Source organism: Pseudoalteromonas luteoviolacea, from assembly GCF_001750165.1.
Lineage (GTDB): Bacteria > Pseudomonadota > Gammaproteobacteria > Enterobacterales > Alteromonadaceae > Pseudoalteromonas > Pseudoalteromonas luteoviolacea_G.
In genome coordinates, this window is sequence record NZ_CP015411.1 from 2,404,349 (window position 1) to 2,426,800 (window position 22,452).

At 39.7% G+C, this 22,452-nt stretch carries 18 protein-coding genes; 7 read left to right on the forward strand and 11 right to left on the reverse strand.

Features of this window, described 5'->3' with window-relative positions; translation table 11 throughout:
- The first annotated feature begins 81 nt into the window (after nt 1-81).
- Both amt and S4054249_RS10160 read left to right on the forward strand, forming a co-directional pair.
- Complete coding sequence (gene amt, locus S4054249_RS10155) at nt 82-1,983, forward strand: ammonium transporter (protein WP_196764531.1); 1,902 nt, start codon at nt 82-84, stop codon at nt 1,981-1,983.
- Nucleotides 1,984-2,465: 482 nt separating this feature from the next.
- Complete coding sequence (locus S4054249_RS10160) at nt 2,466-3,425, forward strand: ABC transporter substrate-binding protein (RefSeq protein ID WP_230851840.1); 960 nt, start codon at nt 2,466-2,468, stop codon at nt 3,423-3,425.
- Nucleotides 3,426-3,911: 486 nt separating this feature from the next.
- Here the strand turns inward: S4054249_RS10160 and S4054249_RS10165 are convergent, their stop codons facing one another.
- Entirely contained in the window at nt 3,912-4,724 is an 813-nt protein-coding gene (locus S4054249_RS10165; RefSeq protein WP_046355099.1) for a sulfite exporter TauE/SafE family protein, read from the reverse strand.
- Between the two features lie 440 nt (nt 4,725-5,164).
- Here S4054249_RS10165 and S4054249_RS10170 point away from each other — a divergent pair, with 440 nt between their 5' ends.
- Nucleotides 5,165-6,139: a DUF1852 domain-containing protein gene (locus tag S4054249_RS10170; RefSeq protein ID WP_046355098.1), complete on the forward strand. Its 975-nt coding sequence runs from the start codon at nt 5,165-5,167 to the stop codon at nt 6,137-6,139.
- A gap of 116 nt (nt 6,140-6,255) precedes the next feature.
- Complete coding sequence (locus S4054249_RS10175; protein ID WP_046355097.1) at nt 6,256-7,290, forward strand: methionine synthase; 1,035 nt, start codon at nt 6,256-6,258, stop codon at nt 7,288-7,290.
- A 314-nt stretch (nt 7,291-7,604) separates the two neighbouring features.
- Here the strand turns inward: S4054249_RS10175 and S4054249_RS10180 are convergent, their stop codons facing one another.
- The 8 genes from S4054249_RS10180 to S4054249_RS10215 form a co-directional block, all read right to left on the reverse strand.
- Nucleotides 7,605-8,078 carry a peroxiredoxin gene (locus S4054249_RS10180; protein ID WP_046355096.1) on the reverse strand — a complete coding sequence of 158 codons (474 nt, stop codon included), beginning with the start codon at nt 8,076-8,078 and terminating at the stop codon, nt 7,605-7,607.
- Nucleotides 8,079-8,222: 144 nt separating this feature from the next.
- A complete protein-coding gene (asnB, locus tag S4054249_RS10185) occupies nt 8,223-9,893 on the reverse strand; it encodes an asparagine synthase B (RefSeq protein WP_046355095.1) in 1,671 nt (556 codons plus the stop codon).
- Between the two features lie 202 nt (nt 9,894-10,095).
- Nucleotides 10,096-10,758: a pyroglutamyl-peptidase I gene (gene pcp / locus S4054249_RS10190; RefSeq protein ID WP_046355094.1), complete on the reverse strand. Its 663-nt coding sequence runs from the start codon at nt 10,756-10,758 to the stop codon at nt 10,096-10,098.
- Complete coding sequence (locus S4054249_RS10195) at nt 10,751-11,773, reverse strand: DUF979 domain-containing protein (RefSeq protein ID WP_046355093.1); 1,023 nt, start codon at nt 11,771-11,773, stop codon at nt 10,751-10,753. Before S4054249_RS10195 ends, pcp begins: the two co-directional genes overlap by 8 nt.
- Complete coding sequence (locus S4054249_RS10200) at nt 11,770-12,507, reverse strand: DUF969 domain-containing protein (RefSeq protein ID WP_046355092.1); 738 nt, start codon at nt 12,505-12,507, stop codon at nt 11,770-11,772. The genes S4054249_RS10195 and S4054249_RS10200 overlap by 4 nt, the downstream gene beginning before the upstream one ends.
- On the reverse strand, nt 12,504-13,442 hold the full coding sequence (locus S4054249_RS10205) for a biotin-dependent carboxyltransferase family protein (RefSeq protein ID WP_046355091.1): 939 nt from the start codon (nt 13,440-13,442) through the stop codon (nt 12,504-12,506). Before S4054249_RS10205 ends, S4054249_RS10200 begins: the two co-directional genes overlap by 4 nt.
- A complete protein-coding gene (pxpB, locus tag S4054249_RS10210) occupies nt 13,436-14,092 on the reverse strand; it encodes a 5-oxoprolinase subunit PxpB (RefSeq protein ID WP_046355090.1) in 657 nt (218 codons plus the stop codon). Before pxpB ends, S4054249_RS10205 begins: the two co-directional genes overlap by 7 nt.
- Before the next feature lie 161 nt (nt 14,093-14,253).
- Entirely contained in the window at nt 14,254-15,768 is a 1,515-nt protein-coding gene (locus S4054249_RS10215; RefSeq protein ID WP_046355089.1) for a leucyl aminopeptidase, read from the reverse strand.
- A 399-nt stretch (nt 15,769-16,167) separates the two neighbouring features.
- Here S4054249_RS10215 and msrA point away from each other — a divergent pair, with 399 nt between their 5' ends.
- Complete coding sequence (msrA, locus tag S4054249_RS10220) at nt 16,168-17,379, forward strand: peptide-methionine (S)-S-oxide reductase MsrA (RefSeq protein ID WP_145925079.1); 1,212 nt, start codon at nt 16,168-16,170, stop codon at nt 17,377-17,379.
- Nucleotides 17,380-17,486: 107 nt separating this feature from the next.
- Here the strand turns inward: msrA and S4054249_RS10225 are convergent, their stop codons facing one another.
- On the reverse strand, nt 17,487-17,798 hold the full coding sequence (locus S4054249_RS10225; RefSeq protein ID WP_046355088.1) for a hypothetical protein: 312 nt from the start codon (nt 17,796-17,798) through the stop codon (nt 17,487-17,489).
- Between the two features lie 819 nt (nt 17,799-18,617).
- On the opposite strand from S4054249_RS10225, the gene S4054249_RS10235 reads away from it, so the two are divergent.
- Together S4054249_RS10235 and S4054249_RS10240 are read left to right on the forward strand one after the other, a co-directional pair.
- Nucleotides 18,618-19,001, forward strand: coding sequence for a hypothetical protein (locus S4054249_RS10235; RefSeq protein WP_419555188.1), 384 nt, complete (start codon nt 18,618-18,620; stop codon nt 18,999-19,001).
- The gene (locus tag S4054249_RS10240; RefSeq protein ID WP_046355085.1) at nt 18,998-20,620 is read left to right on the forward strand and encodes a PepSY-associated TM helix domain-containing protein; all 1,623 of its coding nucleotides are present in this window, start codon (nt 18,998-19,000) and stop codon (nt 20,618-20,620) included. Before S4054249_RS10235 ends, S4054249_RS10240 begins: the two co-directional genes overlap by 4 nt.
- Nucleotides 20,621-20,650: 30 nt before the next feature.
- On the opposite strand, the gene S4054249_RS10245 is transcribed toward S4054249_RS10240, so the two are convergent.
- Nucleotides 20,651-22,438, reverse strand: coding sequence for a sensor domain-containing diguanylate cyclase (locus S4054249_RS10245; RefSeq protein WP_046355084.1), 1,788 nt, complete (start codon nt 22,436-22,438; stop codon nt 20,651-20,653).
- Between the last annotated feature and the right edge of the window lie 14 nt (nt 22,439-22,452).

The following is a 22,452-nucleotide window of genomic DNA, read 5'->3' on the forward strand; positions in this document are numbered from 1 at the left end:
CTGTAACCAACTTTCATCTGGAGAATTATAAAGAGCTTGTCTAAGCTCCATATAAGATCAATCTATTCGCATGAGATGTCTTTGGCAAATATTGAAATAGATCCTCAAACGATATCCATCACATGGACATTGTTGTGTACAGCATTGGTGTTACTCATGCAACCCGGCTTTACATGTTTTGAAAGTGGCTTGGTACGAAGCAAAAACAACATCAATGTTGCGCTTAAAAACGTTGCTGATTTTTGTATCAGCGGTGTGTGCTTTTGGCTAATTGGTTACGGGCTAATGTATGGTGCTAGCCAAAGCGGCGTATTTGGTACTGATAGGTTTGCTTTAAACAGTTATGATAACCCCTCCGTCCTCGCATATTTTCTATTTCAAATGATGTTTTGTGGCACAGCCGCGACTATATTGTCAGGCGCTGTTGCTGAAAGAATGCGCTTTTCAGGTTACATCATTTGCTCGTTTCTTACTGCAACAGTACTCTTTCCTGTTGTCGGCCATTGGATCTGGAATGGTAAACATTTCGAGCAAGAGCAACTTGGTTGGTTATTAGAGATTGGTTTCATCGATTTTGCTGGAGCCACTGTTGTTCATTCTGTCGGTGGTTGGGTCGCATTAATCGCGTTGATTATAGTGGGTCCTAGGCTTGGTAAATTTACACATGAAGGCCGGCCTAAAGAAATGTATTGCCAAAATTTACCCTTATCTGCTCTTGGTACCTTCTTACTCTTTATTGGTTGGTTTGGATTTAACGGTGGAAGCATTCATACCCCCAGTTCTGAGTTGGCTCGGGTATTTTCAAATACTGCACTATCTGCTTGTGCTGGCGGAGTAAGCGCACTTTTACTCTCTTGGAATTTACACTCTATGCAGGGTATCCGTTACGTGTTAAATGGTCTTTTGGCTGGGCTAGTGGCCATTTCTGCAAGTGCGGATTTAGTCAACTTACCTGCTTCCATTGTGATTGGTGGAATTTCTGGATGTATAAGCGTTTTGCTCGGTGACCTGTTAGAAAAATTTAAAATTGATGATGTTGTAAGTGCAGTACCAGTGCACCTTGGTGGAGGTGTTTGGGGTACCCTCTCAGTAGCGCTGTTTGTGCCCCTTGAAAAGCTTAAGCTCGAATCTCACACTGACCAGTTAGTGGTCCAGTTAATTGGTGTTGCTGCATGTGCGATTTGGGTGTGCGCAGTCGGTTTTGTTGTGCTTTGGATAGTCAATCGTGTTCATCCACTGCGAGTTTCAGCACAAACTGAAACGATAGGCTTAAATTTTGGCGAACATGGTATGAAGGATGAGCTGATAGATTTAATGGAACAATTTGACAAAATAGCTAAAAATGAAAGTCATCCTCAGCACCTAAATGTTGAACACGGTTCAAATAATGCGTCTTTGTGTATGACCTACAATTATCTTTTAGACCACACTAGTCGACATTTTAAAGCAAGAGAAGATGAGCTTTTGCGTCTCGCCAGCTTAGACCCATTAACAGGGATCCCTAATAGGAGAGTTTATGATCAGGTGTTACAAGACACATTTGAGAATAGTAATAAGCACAAGCTGCACTTTTGTTTGTTGGTGATCGATATTGATAATTTTAAACAATACAATGATCACTATGGCCATCAGCTTGGTGATTACTGTTTGCAAAATGTTTGTCAGGCATTATCAAGTGGGTTATCCGTAAAAAATGGACTGCTTGCTCGAATTGGCGGAGAAGAGTTTGCCATAATTATGCCAAATACTGGGTTAGAAAGTGCAAAAAGTGTGGCTCAAAACATATGCCGTTCGGTAAATGAGCTAGAAATCCCACATCGAATGTCACAAGGAGAGTTTGTAACTGTGAGTATAGGTGGGACAAGTTGGGATCATACTTGTAACCTTAATGCTCAGCAGTTATTTGATAGAGCAGATAGAGCGCTTTTCAATGCGAAAAGAAACGGGCGAAACCAAGTATGTTTTAGTGAGGATGGTTCTTAGTATGAATACTTAATAATTTAGATGCAAGAACACAACAGTAATCAACCTTAATGGCGTGGACATTGTTGATGGAGGCTTGTTTAAAAATGTTCTATCAGTACTTACCATTTCGTTTCTTATAAATATTTTAGTCAGTTTTTGAAGGAAAATTATGGAGTAAAAATACACTGCCGGTGACTTCCTTGGGTCAATATAATACGTGGACACTAGTCGGTGCTTGCCCAACCACATAATTCTCCAAATACATAATGACAAAGATAGGCCAAAATATCCTTATTTTATCTGTTTTACTCATTCAGAACTATCGTTTAACCAACCTAAAGGGTTCACAAAATTTATTTTGCGTTGTAACCAAAATAATTTGCATTGCCTTAACTAAGAATTAGTGCGTCATTTTAATTGGAAGTTGAAACCTCAACTATACTTAAGTGCTAGTGAGTTTATGAATCACAGGCGTGCAACTTTGTATTGGTATTATGTTTATGAGATACATTAGAGTAACCCTTTATCTTGGTATCTGTTGGCTTTTATTTGCAAATTGGTCTGCATTAAGTAAAAGCGATACGATCTCTATTCCTTTAAATAATTGGATGAGTCAACGAGTACTTTCGCATGTTGTAGGCGATATTATTGAGGGATATGGCTATGCAGTTACGTATCATGATATGCCTGCAAGCGATCAATGGGGTGCTATGCAGAAAGGTTTAGTTCACTTTCAAATTGAAATCTGGCAACAATCAATGTCAGGCCAGTATAACAGGATGGTTGCTGATAACTTGATAGTTGATTTAGGTGTACACAGTGTTGCTGTTCGTGAGGAGTGGTGGTACCCCCAATATGTAGAGGAACTATGCCCGGGATTGCCTGATTGGAAGGCACTAAATCATTGCTCAAAACTGTTTGCTAATGATGCTGAACCATCTAAAGGAGTGTTTTACACCATTGACTGGGATTACCAAGATGCCGACTTGATCAGAGCATTGAACTTAAACTTTACAATCCGAAGGCTGCAAAATGAAGAAATCCTTTGGCAAAAACTTGAAAAGGCTTGGTTAAGTAAAATCCCAATAGTACTAATTAATTGGACTCCTAACTGGACTGACCTGCATATTCCGGGGCGTTTTATTGAGTTCCCATTGTATTCTATGGCATGTGAAACAGATGCTAGTTGGGGAATAAATCCAAACCGGCTACACGACTGTGGTAATCCAAGAAAGGGGTGGTTAAGAAAAGCTGGTTGGCCAAAATTGGAAAAGTTGTACCCTTGTGTCTATAAACTAATTAAGAAAATAGACTTCTCAAAAAAAATGATAGCAGACGCAGCTTCGTTTGCTGTTTTTGATGGAAACAGTGAGTCTAAAGCTGCAAAGCGATGGTCAATTAAGTATCGTAATGAAATTTCCAAATGGGTGGACAACACATGTTTGTCAAAATTATCCTAGCCGTCTTCTGTTTTACTTCCCTATGCTGCCTAAGGGTGCTGATATTACATCGTTAGCTGATAACTAGTTGGGGAGTTCCGCCCTCACTGACGCACTTGTAGTACGCCGATTGCACTGAACGAGGATTGTAATGTTCCTCACTCCAGGCAACTTTGCCTTGCTTGTAACACAATACATAAGTAGATGTTCGGGCTTCTGCAGATGAGTGTATTGTGCTCAATGTAAGAGTTAGTAGTGACAATACTAAAGGCTTTATCATTATTTTTATCGCTATTAGGTTTGAAATCTTAATATATAGTGCATTGTTGAACATATTTTCGTAATTGTAAATATTTTGTTTTTAAATTGGGTGTTTTAGTTTTGTATTTTAACTAGCTGGAAAACACTATGTGTTCTTGGTAGGTTATGACTCATGAACGGGGGAGTTTTGATATGCCATAGCCCCAGAATAGTTCTGAGGCTGTTATATTTTGATTGCTAAAATGGCTAACTTAGAGCCATGTTACCAGCCATGATCACTAGTAATGCAGCAAATATTTTCTTTACAGTTGATACAGGTAGGTAGTTTGTTGCTTTTGCGCCTAAAGGTGCAGTAAACCACGATGTACATACAATTCCAAGTAAAGCTGGTAGATAGATAAACCCTAAAAAACCATCTTCAAGACTAAATTGGCTCAGCCCTGAACTGATATAACCGACAGAGCCAAACAAAGCGATGACAATACCACAAGCAGATGAGCAACCTATCGCTTTTTTCATATTAATAGAAAAGTATGTTAAAAGTGGGACTAACAATGCACCGCCACCTATACCAACCATGGCAGATATTCCACCTGTGATAGTCGTTAAAATAGTTAAAGTGCCTTTATTAGGCATTGTGCGGCCTTCATTTTCTTCATTTTTGTTGCTGCTGTAGAACATTTTAAGTGCAATGAGCGCAACGCATGCGGCAAATATCCATTTAACGACTTCTTCCGGCAGCAAGGAGGCCATAAAGCCACTGAGCAATGCTCCAAGCGCGACACCTGTCATGATCCAAGGTGCCAATTCCCATGGCACATTTCCACTTTTATTATGCGCAAGTGCAGAGGAAGTAGAGGTAAATAATATTGAAGCAAGTGAGGTTGCGACGGCAGCTATAACAACTTGGTTGGCTGGTAAAATTTCAAATTGAAGTAAAATAATACTTAAAATTGGTACTATCACCAATCCACCACCAATACCAAGCAAGCCTGCAAGGAAACCGACACCACTGCCTAGTAATGCGCAGAATAAGACCAATAATAGCAATTCACTCATTCCATTTATCTCTTCTTATAATTGAGGCTGCAATACTACATCATTGAAATTGTGTTCGCATCTCGTAATTTTGAAGGCAAACATACTCATATAAGTTACTTTTATGGTGCGATTGTGTGAGACGATACCTGCCTAGCAGCTGGCATTTGTTTAACTTCTTTATCTCAATAATTTATACGCTTATACGGCTAGAAAGCTTGAATTCTATGCTGTATTAATTTTTCTCATGTTTTAATTGAATTAATTGCATTTTTAATTACTTAGCTTTAAGAGTATAAATAACCCATCAAAAGCTCTAGACGTCTAGACGCCTGAATTTATCGGTTAGCATTTGTAATTGGGCCGTAGTTAAGGATGAAGAGTCGAGGCCAGGATTAAAAAGCCCGATAGAGCAAGACATAAATTTAGGGTTACCTAACAGATTTGGATGAAATAGTACCATGAGCAAAGAATTCACATTTACAATTAAAAGCCTTCGATTAGACGAAAATTATCAGCCTGCAAATAGCACGCGTATTACGACTAACTTCGCAAATTTGGCAAGAGGTGAGAGCCGTCAAGCTAACTTACGTAACGCATTAAAGATGATTGATAATAGTTTTAATGCGTTAGCACATTGGGATAATGCACAAGGCGACCGCTATTCAGTAGAGCTTGAGATTGTATCTGTAGATATTGATATTGATGGTGGCGGCGAAACATTTCCTTCTATTGAAGTACTAAAAACGTACATCCTAGATAACAAAACTGGCGAGCGTATAGAGGGCATCGTTGGTAACAACTTCTCATCTTATGTCAGGGATTACGATTTTAGCGTAAGGCTACTTGCACACAATAAAGATAAGCCACAATTTAGCATTCCTGATGACTTTGGTGACTTGCACGGTAAACTGTTTCAGTACTTTGTAAATTCAGAGGCGTACAAGCAAAACTTTAAAAAACCTCCAGTGATTTGTTTAAGTGTATCAGATAATAAAACATATCACAGAACGGAAAATCAGCACCCTGTGTTAGGTTTCGAATACTTACCTAATGAGTCCTCGTTAACTGAGCAATATTTCAAGAAAATGGGCTTACAAGTACGTTATTTCATGCCGCCAAACAGTGCAGCACCATTTGCATTCTATTTCTTTGGTGACTTACTGAATGACTACTCAAACTTAGAGCTGATCAGCACAATCAGTACTATGGGCACGTTCCAAAGAATTTATCGCCCTGAAATTTATAATGCAAATGCCATCGCTGGTGCTGTTTATAAGCCAAATTTGAAAAACTTAGATCACTCGATTACACAGATTGTTTATGACCGTGAAGAGCGCAGCCGTCTGGCGATGGAGCAAGGTAAGTTTGCCGAAGAGTACTTTATTAAGCCGTACCAAACGATCCTTGAACAATGGTCAGCTAATTACGCTTAATAACGATTTTAAATATTTTAAAATGGATGGTGTAAGCACTTTTTTAATCAATGTGCTTACGCACAAAAATACGCGCCATGCCCAATAATTACAGTTAAGATAAAACAGCATCTATCATGAAAACACTATTACCTACATCAACTGCCGGCAGTTTGCCTAAGCCTTCTTGGCTTGCACAACCAGAAGTCCTTTGGTCACCTTGGAAATTAGAGGGGGATCAACTAATAGATGGAAAACAAGATGCATTGCGTGTTTCACTTCAAGAGCAATCTGCATCGGGCGTTGATATCGTCAGCGACGGCGAACAAACACGTCAGCACTTTGTAACGACATTTATTGAACACCTTGATGGCGTTGATTTTGAGACACGCAAAACGGTCAGGATCCGTAATCGCTATGATGCGAGCGTTCCGACGGTTGTTGGACCAGTTAGTCGCCAAAAATCGGTATTTGTTGAAGATGCAAAGTTTTTACGTCAGCAAACAGATAAGCCAATTAAGTGGGCATTACCAGGCCCTATGACAATGATCGACACACTATATGACGATCATTATAAAAGTCGCGAAAAACTGGCTTGGGAATTTGCAAAAATCCTTAACCAAGAAGCCAAGGAGTTAGAAGCTGCCGGTGTTGATATTATTCAATTTGATGAGCCTGCATTTAATGTGTTCTTTGAAGAAGTGAATGCATGGGGTATTGCGTGCTTAGAGCGTGCAATTGAAGGTTTAAAGTGTGAAACAGCGGTCCATATTTGTTATGGGTACGGTATTAAGGCAAATACAGACTGGAAAAAGACACTAGGTTCAGAGTGGCGACAATACGAAGAAGTATTCCCTAAGCTTCAACAGTCAAATATCGATATTGTTTCGTTAGAGTGTCATAACTCTCGTGTACCTATCGAACTATTAGAGCTTATTCGTGGTAAGAAAGTCATGGTTGGGGCAATTGATGTTGCTACAGACACCATTGAAACACCAGAAGAGGTCGCAGAAACATTACGAGAAGCATTGAAATATGTTGACGCGGATAAACTGTATCCAAGTACAAACTGCGGATTAGCACCTTTATCTCGCAGTGTGGCGAGAGAGAAGTTAAGTGCATTAAGTGCGGGTGCTGAAATTATACGTCAAGAATTAGCTGCTCAGGTTTGATTTTCAGATACATATAAAGCGCTCTGATTGTTGAAACACTAGAGCGCTTTCTACTTTCAATGCATAACCTCTGCGAAAACTCGCTTTACACACTACCTTCTTTTTGGCCAAAACCGATTTGTGTATGAAGTAGACGACGAGTTAAATCAAACTTATTTTAAATTTGTACAAAATACGTAAGGTCGTTTTGATACTTTAATAATTCAAGAAAGTGAAAGCAGTATGTATGCGCGCGAATTAAGTCCACTAGCAAAAGTAGATATATAAAATAAGTCAAACGAAAAAATTGGCCTTTCGTTTGACAATTTTAGTGATTAAAGCGCTTCTAAAATTACTTCTGCTTTACTCACTTCGAATGTTTTTGGTTCTTCAACATTTAGTTGGGTTACAACACCGTTATCGACAATCATTGCATAGCGTTGTGAGCGTACGCCACCAAAAGTTTCAGTATCCATTTCAAGGCCTAATGCTTTGGTAAAGCTTGCATCACCATCACCTAACATTAATAACGCCTCAGCATTATGTGCATCACCCCAAGCTTTCATAACAAAAGCATCGTTTACTGATACACAAATAATGCTATCAATGCCTTTTGCTTTAATTTTGTCAGCGAGTGCGACAAAACCCGGTAAATGCGCAGCAGAACAGGTTGGTGTGAAAGCACCAGGAACAGCAAATACAACCACTTTTTTATCTGCAAATAGCGCATCTGACGTATGTTTTTGCATACCATCAGCAGTAAGTTGGGTTAGTACTGACTCAGGAATGCTTTGTCCTTGTTCGATCATTGTTTTTTCTCTATTAGGTTAAGATATTGGCAAGTGTAGTATGTAAATGCAAAGATAAACACCGATAATGTGAAGGGTTATTTAAGCAGCCTAGTAATTTATTTGTTAGGCTGCTTAAATAGTCAGCAAATAGGATTGGTATCTTTATTTTTGTTTATATGCATCGTTGTGCACGTTTGCGGCACGACCTGAGGGATCTGCATTGTTCTCAAAGCTTGCATCCCACGCAAGTGCTTCAGGTGTAGAGCACGCAACAGATTTGCCGTGTGGTACACACTTAGCTGCGGCATCACCCGGGAAATGTTCTTCAAAGATGGTCCTGTAGAAGAAAGCTTCTTTGCTATCTGGTGTATTAATTGGAAAGCGATAATGTGCATTTGCAATATCTTGATCAGACACTTGTGATTCTGTGTAATCACGTAAAGAGTCAATCCAAGAGTAGCCAACACCATCTGAAAATTGCTCTTTTTGACGCCAAAGCACATCATTTGGGATATAACCATCAAAGCCTTCACGGATCACATGTTTTTCGATACGACCATCTTTACACATTTTGTAATCTGGATTAGTCCGCATGGCGATATCTACAAACTCTTTGTCTAAGAACGGTACTCTTGCTTCAACTCCCCAAGCCGCCATTGACTTGTTGGCACGTAGGCAATCAAACATGTGTAATTTCGATACTTTGCGATTAAGCTCTTCGTGGAACTCTTTACTGTTCGGAGCTTTGTGGAAATATAGATAGCCACCAAATAGCTCGTCCGCACCTTCACCAGATAACACCATTTTGATACCCATGGCTTTAATATATCTCGCCATTAAATACATGGGGGTGGACGCGCGAATAGTTGTTACGTCGTATGTTTCTAAATGATATACAACTTCTTTAAGCGCATCTAAGCCTTGTTGCACTGTAAAGTGAATAGGGTGGTGTACAGTGCCAATTTGGTCTGCAACTTTTTGTGCAGCGGCTAAATCTGGTGACCCTTCTAGACCAATAGAGAACGAGTGCAATTTGGGCCACCATGCATCACTGGCATCATTGTCTTCTATTCGTTTGGCGGCATATTGTTGAGTAATCGCAGAAATAACAGATGAGTCTAAACCGCCCGATAATAGTACGCCGTAAGGCACGTCGCACATCAGTTGCCTTTTGACAGCTGCTTCTAAGCCATTTTTTACTTCGAGTGCACTTGCTGGGTTATCTTTGACGGCATCATAGTTTTGCCAATCACGTTGATAATATTTGTGATACGTGCCTTCTTTTGAATATAAGTAATGACCAGGAGGAAATTCCTCTATTTGATTACAAATAGGCACCAATGCTTTCATTTCACTGGCGACATAAAAGTTACCGTGTTGATCGCGGCCGGTATACAGAGGAATGATCCCAATATGATCTCGACCAATAAGGTAAGCGTCTTGTTCTTCGTCATACAAACAAAAAGCAAAAATACCGTTCAAATCATCTAAAAATTCTGGTCCTTTCTGCTTGTATAGTGCCAGAATAACTTCACAGTCAGACTTTGTTTGAAATTCGAATGGAGTTTCTAATTGCTCGGCCAATGTTTTGTGGTTATAGATTTCACCATTGACAGCTAGCACATGGGTTTTCTCTGGGTTATAAAGAGGTTGTGCGCCACTGGCGACACCCACGATAGCGAGACGTTCGTGCACTAAAATTGCTTTTTCGCTTGAATATACCCCTGACCAGTCTGGTCCACGATGTCTAAGCTTTTTAGACATTTCTATTGCTTGTGCTCTGAGCTTATCAGCCGAGCCTTGAATTTCTAATACACCAAATATTGAACACATAGTACCCTCATTCCTGTTACGACACCCAGTTGTTATACACTGTATAGGTGGCTTATCACTGCGATATATATTGTTATTTTTTATAAAGCTTAAACTATAACTAACAGAAAACTTTGGCTAAGTCACACAGAAAATTTTAAACATATGAAAAGAATATAGAGGGAAGTTTTGGTGCATTTCTGCACCAAAATAAGGCAAAGACTTAGTGGGTTGTGCCTGCTGCAATAGCTAAGTCTTGATCGTGAGTCAAAGCAGACGCAATCATGGTTTTTAGTGCAGCAATGACTGTAGACTCAGCCATACTTGGCGCACCACTGTGGTGCACTGCTTGCTCGGGCAAATATGGAATATGGATAAATCCACCTTTTAAATTTGCCTTGTGTGTCTCGATGTAGTGACATAATCCATACATCACATGATTACACACATAAGTCCCAGCGGTATTTGAAATACTGGCGGGAATGTGCGCTTCATGTAAATCCCAAAGCATTTGTTTTATCGGAAGTTTGGCAAATACTGCGGCTGGCGCATCTTTTATCACAGGGGTATCAATTGGCTGGTGGCCTGCATTATCTTTGATCCTTGCATCGTTGATATTGATGGCAATACGCTCGATGGTGATGTCACTTCTACCGCCAGCTTGACCGACACACAAAACGAGACTTGGTTCGTGCAGCGCGATGCTGTTGTATAGAGATTCAAGTGAGGTATCAAATTCGCAAGGAAGCTCACGCGTTACCACCATGTGGCCTTCGATGATTAATCCTTCTAGTTTTTGCACAGCTTGCCATGATGGGTTGATCTCTTCGCCACCAAAAGGTTCAAAACCAGTAATTAATACCGTAGGGTGATTAGGTTTAGTCATTAAATATTACCCCGTACATTAAGAAAATATTGATGATGAGTAGGGCGATCGCAGTAGGAATTTGTACTTTGATCACTTGATATTTATCTTTTAAATCTAGAAGCGCGGCAGGCACGATATTAAAATTCGCGGCCATTGGTGTCATAAGCGTACCGCAGTATCCCGAGTACATGCCAATTGCAACCAGTGGTGCAGGGCTTGCATCATGTCCCTGAATTAAAAATGGTACTGCGATACCCGCGGTCATTACAGGGAATGCAGCAAACGCGTTACCCATAACCATGGTAAACAGTGCCATACCTACGCAATAAAGTACAACCAGCATGAAACGATTATCTGGCGAAATAAACATAGTGACAATATCTTGGATCGCGGTGCCAGTGTTAGCCACAATAAATACGCCACCAAGCATGGCGAGCATTTGCGGCAAAATAGCAGCCCAACCAATGGAGTCCACAAGGCGTCTAGACTCGCCAATCGCCTGAATTGGGCTACCTGAGGTGAACTTCCATGCCACTAACAAAGCGCCACCACAAGCAAGTGTTAATGACGCCAAAGTTAGGTGGTTTTGGTCAAATAAGTAAGTACCACCTAGGTTTATGCCACCTAAAAATAAGGTGCAAATTACGGTAATGATTGGAATCAGTACTGCGGGAATAAATAACTTATTACCGATTGTTTTTGCACTTTGGTCGAGCTCTTCATCACTTGGCGTGTAATAAGTACCCATAGATACTTTGCCCATACCTGCGAGCAGGGCGATGATGATGACACTCACACCAACCCATTGGTACGTAAGTGTTTCGCCAATAAGGGCAATTGAAAGATCGCCAAATAAAAATACGTTACCAAACAACATCCAAAATAGGGCTGTAGTGTAGCGTTTTGGATGCCCTTTATCTTGAAGTGTTTTGACAACAAGGAATAAAACTAAAAAGCCAATCAGCAAATAAATATTTTCAATGGAAAGTAATGCCGGTGCCTCAGCTTGTGGTGAATGAATTACTGCGCTCATGCTGGTTCCTCTGACGTTGCTGATTTGTTTTGTGCTTCTTGTTGTCTGATTTCAGCAATTTTGTTGCAAATCTTGGCTTCAAGTCGAGCAAGGCGGAATAAATGAACAATAAGTGCAAAGATAGCCGTTGGGATCGCCCATAAACCTATGTGCAGCGGTTCGATACCCGCAATGCCATTTTCTTTCAAAAATGCATCCATCAGTAACACTGCGCCAAAGGCGATAAAAATATCTTCACCAAAAAATACCGCAATGTTATCGCATGCAGCAGAGTGTGCACTGATCATGTCTTTCACTTCTTTTGGCAGTTCGCCATGTTGATTTGCAGCTGCACCCAATGCCATGGGAGCGAGCAGTGGTCGTACGGTTTGAGCTTGGCCTGCAAGGCTCAAGAGTCCAAGTGCCGCAGAAGATTCACGTACAACAAAATACATTCCTAGTATTCTGGCCGTGGTTGCACCTTTAATGTTGGCTATCCAGTTTTTGGCGCGGTTTTGCAATCCGTATCGCTCTAAAATTGCAATGACGGGCAATATGAGTAGGAAACTCGCTAGTTGTCTTGAATTCATAAACTTCTCGCCAAATGTGGCGAGCAATTCAGAAAAATTAAGATCGACCGCCCAACCAGTGATAAGACCGGCTGCGGTGACTACTAATAAAGGGTTGAATCGTAGGGCAAAGCCCAGCACGACAACCAAAATCCCTGTTAATGGGAGTAAGTTTAGTTCAGTCATGAGTTTTTCTTATTGTGATGTTGAACAGCTATTTCTAGCTGCGCTAGGTGTTGTGATTGTTTAATTTGTGCATGTAAGGCCTCGGCTCTGTCAACAGCAACAAATCTGCAAGCCTGTCCTGCGCTAAGTTGACTTAAATGCCGAAGGTCGGCATCAATGACTTGGGCTATTATTGGATAACCACCTGTTGTCTGGCAATCATTAAGTAACACTATTGGCTCGCCATTTGGTGGCAATTGTATTGTGCCAGGGCTCACACCTTGGCTGGCAACGCTTTTGTTATGGGTTAAATCTAAATCATTGGATAGCCTAACCCCCATACGGTTGCTTTGAGGCAACACTCGCCAAAGCTGTTCAAGTAAACTTTGTTGATTGTCTTTCGGCAGTATGTCTAGGTGAGGGCCTAAAATAACACGAAGAGATTCTGTATATTCGGGTAACGCAGCGCCGATAGGGCTAAGTGCTGAGTGAGATGGATAGTCCAGCAAATCACCATCCTCGAGGGCTGTTCCTGTTAAACCACCGAATTCGGCTTGTATGTCCGTAGAATATGAATTCATGATTGGACGCAATGAAGAAAATCCGTTTTGAACCGCAAAATAGGCTCTAAGCCCCGTTTTACTTGTTGCAAACGTTAAAATATCGCCCGCGTTAGCATGATAACGCCAGCCAGCTGTCAATTTTTGGCCAGATAGTTCTGCGCAAAGATCGGCTCCTGTGATGGCGAAGTTAGTTGGTTTCTCAAACTTAAACCGACATAGACCAACAGTTATCTCAAGAACAGGGGTATTTTGCGGATTATTTAGAAGTATATTGGCACATTTTGCTGCTAATGGATCTAATACACCTGATTGTGAAACGCCCAAGTGTCTAAAACCTATCCTTCCTAAATCTTGTATACATGTTTGAATACCAGATTTTAAGATTGTTAGCATATACCCTCCGTGCTCGGTACAAATTTCACTATATCTCCAGGTTGTAAAATACTGGGTGAATCTAAATTATGATCAAATAAGATGGTATCTGTGCGGCCTATTAATCTCCAACCACCAGGAGATTCGCTAGGGTAGACAGCTGTGAGATCTTGTGCGATCGCTACAGAACCTCTTGGTACATGTGTTCTAGGAGAGTCGAGTCGTGGTAAGTGTAATTGAGGGTTTAAATCCCCAAGGTAAGCAAATCCAGGCAAAAAGCCTAAAAACTTTACTTGATACTTGCACTCACTGTGTAACTCAACGACTTGTGACTCAGTTAAGCCGGTTAAATTGGCAACTGACTGTAAATCAGGGCCATGATGTTTACCATAATGTGTGATGATAGTGTGAATTGTTGGTTCATAAGCCTCGGGTTCAATGTTTTCCCAAGCATCTTGTAGTTTGGCCAACCAATATTCTGGATCTTGAGAGTGCATCAAATAACCAGTTATTGTCGTTTTTGCAGGAACTATATCGATAAATACTCTTTGCGCACGCATCCAAGCATGTAAGGCGAAAATTTTTTTTTGTTGATACTGAGAAAGGGTATCCTGAGTTATCTCTAACACGAGTGCACGCTCGCCTAGAATGTAGGTCTTGTTGTTAGTCATTAGGTTGTCTTTATTATAATCTGAAACACGATTTTTTATTATTGTAGCGTTGTCATTGCAGATGAATTTGCATATTTAATATACATTTTTATGGTGTGCGAGGCCACACAATTAGAAATAAGAAAAAGGCCATGCAATTGCATGGCCTTTCATAGAGTTGATTAGTTGCCGCTTAATAGCCATTCACTAAGAATTCTTACACCATAGCCAGTACCACCTGCAGGTACTTCATCTTTGGTTTTCTTAGAAATTGCATTGCCTGCGATATCAAGGTGTACCCAACGAGTATCACCAACAAATTGTTGTAAGAATGTCGCAGCAGTTGTTGCACCCGGGCCGTAAGAACCAATATTTGTCATGTCTGCAATGTCAGACTTGAGCGCATCTTTATAACCAAGTGGTAAACGCCAAACTTGCTCATTTACTGTTTGACCAGCAATGGTGAACTCTTTAACTAATTCTTCGTCTTCTGAGAAAATAGCTGAGTAGTCATTACCAACTGCGCGGATTTTTGAACCTGTTAAAGTAGCAAGGTCAACCATGATTTCTGGCTTATAAAACTCACGAGCGTACCACAAAGCATCACTCAGAATTAGACGACCTTCAGCGTCTGTGTTCAGTACTTCAACACTTAGGCCTTCAGCTGTGCGAAGTACATCACCTGGTGCGAATGAGTTTTCCGATACCATGTTTGCCGCCATAGGCATAACAGCAACGACATTTACGTCTGCTTTTGCTTTAGCCATTGCTTTTACTGTACCAAGTACCGCAGCAGCACCCGCCATGTCTACTTTCATAAGTGCAATAGACTTGCCTGTCTTTACATTATAACCGCCTGAGTCAAATGTAATGCCTTTACCAACCAAAGCGATCGGCGTGTCGTTATTGCCTTTGTAGTGCGCGATTACTAGACGTGAGCCTTGTGCACTACCACGACCTACAGCTTCTAATGCGCCCATGCCTAATTCTTTAATTTCAGCAGGCTCAAGTACTTTTACCTCTACGCCATATTGCTCAAGCTCTTTTGCTGCTTTAGCAAAATCAACAGGTGTCATTTCTGATGCAATTTCTGATGTAAGGTCACGTGCTAAGAAGACACCTGATTGAATATGCTCTAGTGTAATATATTCTTTAGCCGCTTTACGTTTACTGTCCACATCGATGCTATAGCTCACATTAAATGTATTTGGCTCTTTTTTGTACACTTCAAAAGTGTGGTCGCGAAGGTTGATACCATGCGCTAATTGAGCTGCAAGTTGCGCGTTATTTATTTCACCATCAAAGTTTTCAAAAGCAATTGCAACGCTGGCAGATTTTTTGTCTTCAAGCTTTGCGTGTAAGTTGCCACCAAGTTTTGTCATTTTACTTGCGTTTAGTTCATCTTCTTTACCAAGACCAACCACAATAATACGTTTATAGTCAGAGGAAACTGGCGCTAGCACTTCGACTGTTTTTCCAAATTTACCTTGGAAGTCTTCACTTTCTAATGCTCTGTTTAATTGCGCTCTAGTTGGTTTGTCTAGAAATTTGAAAGCCGATTTTTGATCTTCAGCTTTGAAAACAACTAAAGAATCAGCGTTATCAAGTGTAGAAGTGAATTTGATATCTGCAGCGTTGGCGGAAACTGATGCACCAAGTGCGACTGCGATCGCTGAAAGGCGAGAGATAAATGACATTTTAATAATCCTCTGGATATTGCGTGGCACTGTTTTACCTTATTTTTTTATGCATATTAATCTAATGTCGTTGAATAGCTCGTATTGCAGGGTGAGTTGCAATTGCAACGAACAAATTAGGACTGTGACATGAGTGTAGCAATCAGTTTTCAAACCTTCATTGAGTCTAAAATTTAGTTAAAGAATGTTGGCTTAGTTCACAGCTCTACTAGATTAGTTACCTTTGTTGCTGTTTGTAAGTTAAACACTTTTATCATGACTATCCAAAAATTTGAAATTGTTTTATTCAAAGCACGGTCCAATTGATTAGACGATAAAAATGGGAGCATGTAAGTGAAAAGGCAGATTACCTTTACTTTGTTACTGGGTTTATTTTCGGCTTTTAGCTATAGCGCTGATATGCCTAAACCTGAAATGGATAATGCAAGTGTGAATATTCAAACGCTTGTGCTTGGTTCTGGTTGCTTTTGGGGACCAGAAAAACGCTATGAAGCGATGAAAGGGGTGATCGATGCAGAATCCGGCTATGCCGATGGCAGTGGGTTCAAAGCGACTTACAAAAACATTACTAGTTCACGTAGACGTTTTGATGAAAACAACTATGCGGAAGTGGTGAAGGTAACATATAACGCCAATTTGATTTCGACAGAGTCATTGATTAAGTCGTATTTTGAAAGTCACGACCCCACACAAAAGAACCGTCAAGGCAATGATGTAGGCACGCAATATCGTTCTATTATCCTGTTTGATTCGGATGAACAGGCGAAACAAGCTCACGCTCTCAAAGCACGTTACCAGCTGCTTCTACAAAAAGCGGGTTATGGAGATATTCAAACCAAGATTAAACCACTTAAACGATTTTATTCAGCTGAAGAATATCATCAAAATTACCTTGCAAAAAACCCAAATGGATATTGCCCTGATCACAGCACAGGTGTGACTTTTGAGAAAAAAGATGTGAAAAGTGTAAATAATGATGCTTTGAAGCAAGGTAAACATATTGTAGTTTTAGATTCACGAAGCTACTGTCCATATTGCGAAAAGTTAAAAAATACGGTTCTTAATGACTATCAAGGTTCAGTTCCACTTCATTACAGGTATGCAGATCAACTAAAAGGCATCGATATAATGTCAGCTACTTGGGCAACACCAACCATTCTTCTAATTGAAAATGGCAAAGAAATTGCAGGTTATCAAGGGTTTATGAATCGAGAAACATTTTATAAGGTATTGGGAGCATTCAAATTAGGTAATACCGAAGCATATAAAATTGCGTTTAAAAAAGGTACAGAGAGACCGTTTTGTAAGCAGTATGATATTTTCAAAAATACCGGAGATGGGATATTTGTAGATAAACTCAGTGGTGCACCGTTGTTTGACACAAACGACAGGTTTAACTCAGGCACAGGGTGGTTGTCGTTTAAATACCCAGTAAAGAATAGTGTTACATATCATAAAGACTTGAGTTACGGCATGGTAAGAACTGAGATACGATCAAAATCAACTGGTATTCATTTAGGTCACGTGTTTGAAAACGAGGGACCCGGTGGTACTGATAGATATTGTATTAATGCTAACGTTTTAGAGTTTATTCCTAGTAATAAAGGCTAACCAGTAGTACATTTTAGCATCAATAATGACACTCCAATTTATAATAAGTCAAACTTAGTTATAAGTGTTGACTTATTATTTTCTGTCTTAATGAAATATGGACATTTTTAGTGTTCGGTCATATTGATCGCAGTCACTTTGCCCAAGCCATCATGGCATACGCCGACATAAGCCGTAATTTTTTTTCCGGAGGCATGTGCAGCGATGGCTAGGGAAAGCATAGCATCTGAGTTAGGGTACTCACCATTTAAAATGGTCAATCTTTGTTTATTTGCACATGAGATATTAGTTGGTTGTTTTAAATATATATCAGTTCTGCTCTCTCTTACATAGATACTTTCAATATTAACAGCGCTTATGTTACCGACCGCATGAGAAAGGGATGGAATTAATAATAATGATAGTAGTAGCTTTTTCATTGTTACCTCTTGTAAAAATAGTTTTTTATAGATTTATGTGTGGTTCTTGTAAATTTTAATTTTTTATTTTAAAGGGATGTCTTTTATAAAAAACATTGATTATACCGCTAAAAAATAAGGCGCAATGTTGAATTGCGATTATTTTGGTATGGTAAATTTTTTCATTCAGCTAATATAAATTTGTTATTTTAATGAATGTTAAGGTATTTATAATAGAAAAGATGGTTAGGTCTGTAATGTTAACATTATTTTTTTAAATTTAATGTAATTAGCTAGCTTTATTGTCTAAATTTAGGGTTTTTATTAATTTAATAATATTTATTCGTTGATGGCTATATATATTTTTATAGGACTATAAGAAAGGGGTATGTCAATTTTTCCTAAATTTATCAGTGATTTCTCACCGCGATAATATTACAAAATAGAGAAGTAACTTGGTAATCTAATAATAACACCATTAATTTAACATAATAATATTGGATAGCTTGTATGAACAAATTCATTTATTTAGCGCTTTAACATAAAATTGCTAATAAAAACCATTATCATTACACTTTTACTGTGCAAAAATGTCCCTGTTATGTTTATAATTCCGTATTCCAATTACTAGAAAGCTAAGGATAGGAGCAAAAGTTTGTACGCTTTTCTAATGGTGTTACTGATAAGCATCGGTACATTTCTTACTTATTTATCGAATAGACACCAAAGGTTATTAAAAAAGCCGATGTCTAAAACATACCAAAAATTTGGTTACGTGTTATTAGTTGCAGCAATATTAGTTGGGCTCTTAAGTTTTGTTGGTTCAGCAGGTGTATTTATATGGGTCCTAATTTTGATGACGGCTTTGTTTTGTTTTCCGTTTATCAGCCTATTTATCAAAAGGAATTAGGCATGTCTCAAACAGATAAAATTCAGCCGCATTGGTGGAGTAAAACGTTCGCAGGGATCTTCGCTGGTTTTTTCTTGTCGCTTGGCCTTGTAGGCATTTTTGCATGGATAGGCCCGACTGGACTTACAGAACAAATTACAGCTGAGCAAAGGTCCTGGAAAACGCAGTTTAACATGTGGATGATCACACCAATTTGGTGCTTGATACTTAGTTTTGTTTACCTGTTTAAAACAGGCAAGCAAGCATGGATATACCTTGGAGGTGGTGCGGTTTTATCAATTGCAGTTGTGTATGCATTAAGGAGTTACCTATGAAAGTTAGGTCAGATATTTTAAGGACGTATCAGAGCCTACATACTTGGACGGGAATTACAGCTGGGTTATTGCTATTTATCGGCTTTTTTGCTGGAGCGCTTACAATGTTCAGCTCTGCGATTAATGACTGGGCAACGCCGCCAAATTATCAACTACAACAAGTCGAGTCAGGAAAACATGACATATTACTGCAACATGTATTATCTTCTAAGCCCAATGCACTTAAAGGCGTAACGGTCAGTTTTGAAGATGGCAGCTCGCCAATATCATGGTATGGACATGGATCTGCACGTGGTTTTTCAATGGATGACCAAGTTTGGCATGCAACCCTCAATGATCAAGGTGAAGTGGTTGCTGAACTGCGTCATGTGAATGAGTTGTCTATGTTGGTTGATTATTTACATCGTTCAGCTGGGATAATAGGCGAGCTAGGGCATGATCAAGCGGGTGTATATGTTTTGGGTATAGCCGCATTTTTGTACTTTATTGCACTAGTATCTGGGTTGATATTTTTATTACCCAGTCTTGTAAAAAGTTTTTTTGCACTTCGAAAAGAGAAAGGCCCAAATCGCTTTTGGTTAGACTCACATAATCTAGTAGGTATAGCCAGCTTACCGTTTCATATTATTATAGCGGTGACAGTCATTGTTTTTTCATTTCACGACTTATTTTACGGTGGGCTAAGTCAAGTATACGGTGAAAAGCCGATGTTTGGTGGTGGTGAAAAACATCAAGAAGTTACATATGAAATAAGAGATTTAGCTTCTTTAAATGAAATAAAACAAGCAACACTCACCTATGCACCTGGCTATGAAGTTAAAAGCGTGAGTTTAAGCCGTTTAACAACAGAGCACCCGTCTGCAACGGTTATGATAGTCAGTGACCGCACGTTAATGCGCGGCCCACATAATGATTATGTATTCATGAACCCTTTCACATTGGAGATTAACTCAAGTAGTGTCACCAGTGAGCATGGGCAGCAAGGAGTTTGGGGAGCGATAGTAACAAGCTTTTTTGGGCTTCATTTTGGAAGTTATGGTGGGGAGCTCGGCCGATGGCTTTATTTTATTATGGGGTTAGGTGGAGCATTCTTGTTTTATAGCGGAAATTTAATCTGGCTTGAAAAAAGATGTAAAAAACAATCTACAGCGCAAAGTCGTTCAAGTTATTTTATGGCGAATTTAACTATTGGGGTAACGCTTGGCTGCGCAATTGGCATAGCTGGTACTTTTGCTGCTAATAAATGGCTAACATTAGGTGATTGGAATATAAACATTGCCTATATGTGGGTTTACTATACGCTGTTCTTGGCAACGATGGTCAGTTCATTTACCTTTGGGGCCGCCAGATTCAGTTTAATTGGTTTACAGTTGTTTATTGCGCTATGTATTGCTATACCGCTTAATTCACTTATTGCTCTTGTGTTTCCTTCAATTGGTATTTGGAGCCCAGATTCAATTGTCGATTTGGGTGTTGAGATCGGCGCTTTAGGATTTGCACTGGCTGCATTTTATGCCTTAAAGCGCGCGAAGAAGCGTATTTATGCTGGTGAAGAAAACAGTATTTGGTATTGCCCTAGGGTTAGTAAGTTGCGACAGGCCGAGAGTCCAATAGCATAATATATTTTAGCCGGCATAAACGTCGGCTTTTTATGTGTCAAATACAGACCCGAGTGATACTTGATTACGGCCGTGCTGTTTGGCAAAGTACAAAGCCATATCTGATTGTTTAACCAGTTCGTGCGGCTCTAGGTCGATACCCCAACGCGTTGCAATACCTATACTCACAGTAAGTTTAATTACTGTGTTTTCAAACCTAACGAACGATGCTTCAGTGTGTTTTCTTATCAACTCAGCTAGCTCGAATGCATCGCCCTCATTACATTCGGGGAGCAAAATACAAAACTCTTCACCGCCATAGCGTGCAACGATATCTCCTGCACGCGTGCACGTTTTTTTTAGCATGTCAGCGATATGAGCTATACATTTATCGCCACACTGATGGCCGTAGGTATCGTTAATTTTTTTAAAATGGTCAATATCGATCATTAATAAACTAACAGAGTGACCAAATCGTTTGGCCCTCATGCATTCGGTATTGAGCGCATCATTTAGGCTTCGTCTATTAAATACCTGTGTGAGCTCATCAATGCGAGAGATATGTTTGAGTTTATCATACGCAGTTTGCAGTTCTCTCGTTCTATTCATGACCTCCGTTTCTAAACGTTGATTTGCTTTGCGAATTTCAGTCATACTCCTTGCCTGAGCAACGAATCGTTTCCTTCTTTCAGAGTTTATTCGCTCGGCCATAGCAAAGGATAAGCATGCGACTTCTATCGATGTGCCAATGGTTAAAGCATGTTCTGTAAACCAGTTATTAGGTAAAAAGTTTAACTTATTTGCGGCAAGGATAAGCCCACCGCACAATGCTGCGTTCCAGGCCAATGAATAATATGTAGAGAAATGTGTACCTTCAAACAACTTTATCGTTCTGGTAATAACACCCCAAGAACAAGCTATCGAAGCGTACAAAATGATCACTCTTATCATCGTACCATATGTAAAATACATCGATGCAAATAGCAAACACACGCCCATACCAATAATGAATAGGCAGCCGTTGTATAAAATAAGACTGTTTTTTCGTAGCTCTAAAAGCTTGATAATGAAAAATGTGCCCGCTAAAACAGCAGCTACCAAGAAAAAGAGTATAGATTGGTCATTCCACCATAAACTTCCTTGCCAAAGGTATCTGAAGGCGAGACCTGATAAACTAAAATAAAACGCAATTATGGCCGATACATACACAACGTAGTATAGAAAAGTTTCATCTTTGAGAGAAAGGTACATAAAGATGTTGTAGATCACCATAATACTCATTAAGCCAAAATAAATACCGAGAAAAAGTGTATTAAGCTGATCTGTTTCATAAAACTCTTTTTGCTCCCAGAGTCTGATGGGCAATTGTAAAGCACTCGTAGATTCAGCTTGAATAAACAGAGTGAGAGGACCGCTGATGTCTTTATTTATGGGTAAAATGAAATTGTGATGTTTGATTAGTCGCTCGTCGAAATGTTGCTTGTCACCAAGCTTGGCATAGCTGAGTACATCATCATTATCCATCAAGTAGAGTTTTAAACTGTCGAGAACAGGGTAGGCTATTTCAATTAGATAAGCGTGTTGATCGCTTGATAGTGAAAAGTTAACTTTGACCCAATAAGTTTGGTTTGTATACCCTAAGTTAAAATTACTGAGTTCATTTGTCTGCCAGTGATTTTGTGGCAAAGAAAGTACATCAACGATACCAAACTGATTATTTTGAAGATATTGGCTGCCAGCACTTAAGTTAACGTATTTGCCGTTTGTGAGCGTAAGATCTGACTCAACAGCATAGGCAACTGAAGTGCAGAAAAACAATAATACTAATAACGTTTTCACAAGCTATAGATTGG

What these genes read in the sequence shown, in the direction of transcription:
- pcp (WP_046355094.1), bottom strand. Translation starts at nt 10,758, where the DNA reads ATGACTAAACCTAATCACCCTACGGTATTAATTACTGGTTTTGAACCT.
- S4054249_RS10165 (WP_046355099.1), bottom strand. Translation starts at nt 4,724, where the DNA reads ATGAGTGAATTGCTATTATTGGTCTTATTCTGCGCATTACTAGGCAGT.
- S4054249_RS10240 (WP_046355085.1), top strand. Translation starts at nt 18,998, where the DNA reads ATGAAAGTTAGGTCAGATATTTTAAGGACGTATCAGAGCCTACATACT.
- S4054249_RS10160 (WP_230851840.1), top strand. Translation starts at nt 2,466, where the DNA reads ATGAGATACATTAGAGTAACCCTTTATCTTGGTATCTGTTGGCTTTTA.
- S4054249_RS10215 (WP_046355089.1), bottom strand. Translation starts at nt 15,768, where the DNA reads ATGTCATTTATCTCTCGCCTTTCAGCGATCGCAGTCGCACTTGGTGCA.
- S4054249_RS10180 (WP_046355096.1), bottom strand. Translation starts at nt 8,078, where the DNA reads ATGATCGAACAAGGACAAAGCATTCCTGAGTCAGTACTAACCCAACTT.
- S4054249_RS10195 (WP_046355093.1), bottom strand. Translation starts at nt 11,773, where the DNA reads ATGAGCGCAGTAATTCATTCACCACAAGCTGAGGCACCGGCATTACTT.
- S4054249_RS10205 (WP_046355091.1), bottom strand. Translation starts at nt 13,442, where the DNA reads ATGCTAACAATCTTAAAATCTGGTATTCAAACATGTATACAAGATTTA.
- asnB (WP_046355095.1), bottom strand. Translation starts at nt 9,893, where the DNA reads ATGTGTTCAATATTTGGTGTATTAGAAATTCAAGGCTCGGCTGATAAG.
- S4054249_RS10170 (WP_046355098.1), top strand. Translation starts at nt 5,165, where the DNA reads ATGAGCAAAGAATTCACATTTACAATTAAAAGCCTTCGATTAGACGAA.
- S4054249_RS10175 (WP_046355097.1), top strand. Translation starts at nt 6,256, where the DNA reads ATGAAAACACTATTACCTACATCAACTGCCGGCAGTTTGCCTAAGCCT.
- msrA (WP_145925079.1), top strand. Translation starts at nt 16,168, where the DNA reads ATGCCTAAACCTGAAATGGATAATGCAAGTGTGAATATTCAAACGCTT.
- S4054249_RS10235 (WP_419555188.1), top strand. Translation starts at nt 18,618, where the DNA reads ATGGGTCCTAATTTTGATGACGGCTTTGTTTTGTTTTCCGTTTATCAG.
- S4054249_RS10225 (WP_046355088.1), bottom strand. Translation starts at nt 17,798, where the DNA reads ATGAAAAAGCTACTACTATCATTATTATTAATTCCATCCCTTTCTCAT.
- pxpB (WP_046355090.1), bottom strand. Translation starts at nt 14,092, where the DNA reads ATGACTAACAACAAGACCTACATTCTAGGCGAGCGTGCACTCGTGTTA.
- S4054249_RS10200 (WP_046355092.1), bottom strand. Translation starts at nt 12,507, where the DNA reads ATGACTGAACTAAACTTACTCCCATTAACAGGGATTTTGGTTGTCGTG.